At 61.7% G+C, this 3992-nt stretch carries 5 protein-coding genes and 1 pseudogene; 1 reads left to right on the plus strand and 5 read right to left on the minus strand.

All coding sequences use genetic code 11. The features are described from left to right. From tilS to pal, 3 genes are all read right to left on the minus strand, one after another. A partial coding sequence (tilS, locus tag EN925_RS26255) for a tRNA lysidine(34) synthetase TilS (RefSeq protein WP_128337036.1) occupies positions 1–1113 on the minus strand: 1113 nt, incomplete at its 3' end. Between the two features lie 57 nt (positions 1114–1170). After that, the gene (ybgF, locus tag EN925_RS26260) at positions 1171–2280 is read right to left on the minus strand and encodes a tol-pal system protein YbgF (protein ID WP_127369594.1); all 1110 of its coding nucleotides are present in this window, start codon (positions 2278–2280) and stop codon (positions 1171–1173) included. Positions 2281–2500: 220 nt separating this feature from the next. After that, positions 2501–3007: a peptidoglycan-associated lipoprotein Pal gene (gene pal / locus EN925_RS26265; RefSeq protein ID WP_013529149.1), complete on the minus strand. Its 507-nt coding sequence runs from the start codon at positions 3005–3007 to the stop codon at positions 2501–2503. A gap of 33 nt (positions 3008–3040) precedes the next feature. Here pal and EN925_RS39785 point away from each other — a divergent pair, with 33 nt between their 5' ends. Beyond that, positions 3041–3277, plus strand: a complete 237-nt coding sequence (locus tag EN925_RS39785) for a hypothetical protein (protein ID WP_164767832.1) — start codon at positions 3041–3043, stop codon at positions 3275–3277. Between the two features lie 88 nt (positions 3278–3365). Here the strand turns inward: EN925_RS39785 and EN925_RS26270 are convergent, their stop codons facing one another. Together EN925_RS26270 and EN925_RS26275 are read right to left on the minus strand one after the other, a co-directional pair. Further along, positions 3366–3629, minus strand: coding sequence for a four helix bundle protein (locus tag EN925_RS26270; protein ID WP_245461043.1), 264 nt, complete (start codon positions 3627–3629; stop codon positions 3366–3368). A 31-nt stretch (positions 3630–3660) separates the two neighbouring features. After that, positions 3661–3992: pseudogene (locus tag EN925_RS26275) on the minus strand (PD40 domain-containing protein); the annotation flags it as partial.

Consider the following 3992-nt stretch of genomic DNA (forward strand, 5'->3'; position numbering starts at 1 on the left):
GCCCGCCGCCGCTGCCGTGCCTAACGGGGCAATCAACAATGCGCTGCTGCTGTCGTTCAATGTGATGTGCCGGCGGCCGTCCCACAGGGTGCTGCCGGTGGCGGCAGCGGCGGCGGGCAGTCCGCGCGCCTCGCGGCGCAGGAATATGCCGGAGCGCCGGGAATCGACAACCGTCCGCGACAATGTGGCGCAAAGAAATCCAGCCCTCAGCCGACCGAACAGAGCCTCGCTGCGGGCCTGATCCGGCACGAAGGCAATCCCGCCGGTCGTGGCCAGAAGGATGCGCAACGCATAGATGGCCGCCTGCTCGTCACCGGAGGAGAGCAGGCACGGGTCGAGGCGGATGAGGCCGATGGCTGGCTGGCTGGCGAAGCCATCGATCAAACCGGCTGCGCTGGCGCCAAGCTGCCTGCGCTCGAGGGCGGCCTGGCCCGCGAGCATCAACATGCCCTTCACATGCTCGACACTCTCGCCGGCAAGTGCGGCCCGCACACGCGGCCGCTCGAAAGCCGCGTCGACATTGGTCGGATCGTCAGCCCAGCCGACATTTTGACGGCGCAGGACGTCGCGCAATACCGCGCGCCGCACGCCGAGGAGCGGCCGCACGATCCAGATGCGCCAGTCATAGAGGGTGGCCGGTGCCATGCCGGCAAGTCCCCGGCCGGCCATTCCGGCATGGCCTTGGCCCTCGTCCCGCGCGTGCCGCATCAGCACCGTTTCCGCCTGGTCGTCGGCGGTATGGCCGGTGAGGATCATGCCGATGCCTTCCGCTTGTGCCGCCTCGGCTAGCAGCCGGTAGCGCGCCTCGCGAGCGGCGGCGGGCAGACCGGTCGATGGCTTTGGACCCGACCATGTCAGGATGCGGTGTGAAATTCCGAGCCTGGCGCACAGCTTCGCCACTGTTTGCGCTTCCGCAGCCGAACCGGACCGCAAACCGTGGTCGATCGTCACCGCCAGCAGCCTGGTTGCCGGCGCCCTACGTTCGAGATGGTGTTTGAGAAGAAGGAGCAGGGCGGTCGAGTCGCTGCCGCCGGACACGGCCGCAACAGCGCCGCTGGTAAAATCGATATGCGAAAAAGGGTTAGTCGAAAGGTCCGGCTCGGTGTCGAGCATGATGCATGTCGCCCAAAAGTGATCCCGGTTTCAGGACAACGACATGTATGACAAGGATCAGCAGGCAGCCAGAGCCTTCTCCTGCTTGACGCGTTCCTTGAGCGCGCTGGAAATATCGGGGTAGCGCTTGCCGACCTCGCTGAAAGTGGCGCAGGCAACGTCATGCTGCTTGAGGCCGACCAGCGACACGCCGAGCTTCAGCAACATGTCGGGAGCTTTCTTGGCCTTGGGGTAGTCCTTGCTGGCGGCAAGGAACGTCTCGGCCGCATCGCGGTATTTCTGCTGGCCGAGCAATGACTCGCCCAGCCAGTAATGCGCGTCCGCTGCTTTCGCATCCTTGGGGAAGCGGGCGATGTGGTCGCGAAAACCCTGCTCGGCGGTGCCGTAGTCGCCCGAGAGGATGAACTGGTATGAGTTGCGGTAGAGCTCTTCCGGATTGTTGGTGGCGGGCAACGCCGCGACCACCGTATCGGATTTGCCGGCCTTGGGCGCCGCCCCGGCGACTGGCGCGGTATCCTGCGCCGGCGCGGTCGATTGTGTGTTGCCGCCGGCATCGATGACATTGCCGTTCTTGTCGACGGTGATGCTGCCGAAGGTCTTTTCCGGCGCTCCCGTACCGGGAATAACCTTGCCGGGGTCGCCATCCGGAGATTCGACGATGACGTCATCGACCGTCTTGCCGCCTGCCGATTGATCGTTGGCGGGCTCGGCGCCGGCATCGGCCGGCGCCCGTGTTGCCGGGGCCGCCGCCACGTTGTTGTCGGTGCCGGTGGTGGCGTCCGATTTCTTCTGCGCCGGCGGCTGCCCGCCTTGCGTGCCGCCACCTTCCAGCTGCTGGAAGCGGAATTCATTATCTTCCTGCTGCTTGCGGATCTGCTCCTGCATTTGCAGGACCTGGAAATTGAGTTCCTCGATCTTGCCGTTCATCTGCCGCAGCTGCTCTTCCAGGCTGGTGACAGCGGTAGGATCGGACTGCACCAGCTGAATCTGGTCCGGTTTCTTCTTTTGACCAAAAAAGCCGGGCAATTCGATACTGGGAAGATGGAAGGTAAAGCCGCTGTCGGTTGATTGCCCTGTGCCGCTCGCCCCGGTGCCGCTAGCCAGGGCGGTGACGCCTGATAGGAGCAGCAGCGCAAGCGTGCCGCTCAGAACCGATCTCAAATGCATGTGCCTCTCGCAGTGATTTCGTTAGCTTGTTCGCGCCTTCCAATCAGAATGGGACCAGCCAAGCGCCCTCGGCTCATAGCAGGAGCCGAGACTTCGGCCAAATTTTGTTTCGGGCATCCGGATATGAAAAAGGCGGCCCCAAGGCCGCCTTTCGCACAAGTATGTTGCATTTTTACCGCTAGACGGCCACGCGTCCTTTGACGCGCCGGTCCATGATGCCTCAGGAGCCAGCGCCGCTAAGCGTAGTGACCGCGCGGCGATTCTGCGACCAGCAAGAGATGTCGTCGCAAACCGCGACCGGACGTTCCTTGCCGTAGGAAATGGTCTTGAGACGGCTGGCCGAGACGCCCTTGGCGACAAGGAAGTCACGGGTAGCGGCTGCGCGGCGGGCGCCGAGCGCCAGATTGTATTCGCGCGTTCCGCGTTCGTCGGCATGGCCTTCGACGACGATGGCATACTGCTTGTACTGGTTCAGCCACTGTGCCTGGCGCGAGAGCGTCGTCTGCGCGTCGGCACGGATCGAGGTCGAGTCCGTATCGAAGAAGATGCGGTCGCCAATGTTGACGGTGAAGTCCTGCGCCGATCCGGGTGTTGCGGCGCCGGCGCCGTTAAGGCCAAGATCGGCCGCGTTGTTCGGCGTCTTTTTCGAGGCGCAACCGGCGATGGCGAGCATCGCCACCAGCGCGATCATGACCGGGTTTCTGGTAAGTGCTGCAATACGGCCCATGCCGCCTCTCCTTCGTAATTCGAGTGGTCTAATTTGAGTGATTTCGTTGATCACCCAGTAACCACGTTTGGGTTAACCGGCATTCAAGAAACACGGTTAAATTTTGGTTTAAGCTGCCCGTCCGCAGCCATTGGCCATGAGCCACAGTTGGCGCGGACCCTAGGCGGAAATACGGCCAAAACGCGACAAAGAGATGGAAAAGAGGAATTGAAGAGTTGGGGAATTGAGGAACTGAAGAGAGAATTCACTTCAGCTTTTCTCTCAGATTGATCAGCATGCCGTAGATATGGGCATAGGATCGCAGCCAATCGTCGTGTTGTGCCTGGCTGATGTATCCAAGGTCGAACGCATAGGAAATTCACGTCTCCACTTCGCTGCATGACCCCATTGCCATCGAAATGAACCGCGCGAATTCGGGTTTGGAGTGAGTCTGCTTGGCAAATCCCTCAGCCAAATTGGCGCAGATTCCCTTGCTGGAGCGGCGCAACTGATCAGCCAGTGCGTATTGCTCCATTTTCGGGAAAGCGAGCGTAGCTTTATGCACGCCAAGAGAGACCACATAAGCGCGCTTATAAACCTCTAGATCCTTCGCACGCTTGATGTAGCCGCCCGCCTTCTCCATTCTTCAGTTCTTCAATTCCCCAGTTCGTCTCTTACTCCAGCAGCGGCGACCAGGCAGGGTCCGAAGCGAAGTTCGCCGTCGGGATCGATTGCTCGTTGCGTCCGGTCAGATCGACCGAAACCAGTTTGGGGCCACCGGCGGAATCGCGGAAGAACATCAGCACGCGGCCATTCGGCGCCCAGGTCGGTCCCTCCTGCTGGAAGCCGGAGGAGAGGATGCGCTCACCCGATCCATCGGTCTTCATGACGCCGATCTGGAATTCGCCGCCGGTCTGCTTGGTGAAGGCAATCAGGTCGCCGCGCGGCGACCTGATTGCCTTCACCAAGCAGACCGGCGGCGAATTCCAGATCGGCGTCATGAAGA

It is taken from the genome of Mesorhizobium sp. M7A.F.Ca.US.006.04.2.1, assembly GCF_004022915.1.
In the GTDB taxonomy this organism is placed as follows: domain Bacteria; phylum Pseudomonadota; class Alphaproteobacteria; order Rhizobiales; family Rhizobiaceae; genus Mesorhizobium; species Mesorhizobium ciceri.

Coding starts and splice junctions, on each gene's coding strand:
- EN925_RS26270 (WP_245461043.1), bottom strand. CDS start 3,629: ATGGAGAAGGCGGGCGGCTACATCAAGCGTGCGAAGGATCTAGAGGTT.
- pal (WP_013529149.1), bottom strand. CDS start 3,007: ATGGGCCGTATTGCAGCACTTACCAGAAACCCGGTCATGATCGCGCTG.
- ybgF (WP_127369594.1), bottom strand. CDS start 2,280: ATGCATTTGAGATCGGTTCTGAGCGGCACGCTTGCGCTGCTGCTCCTA.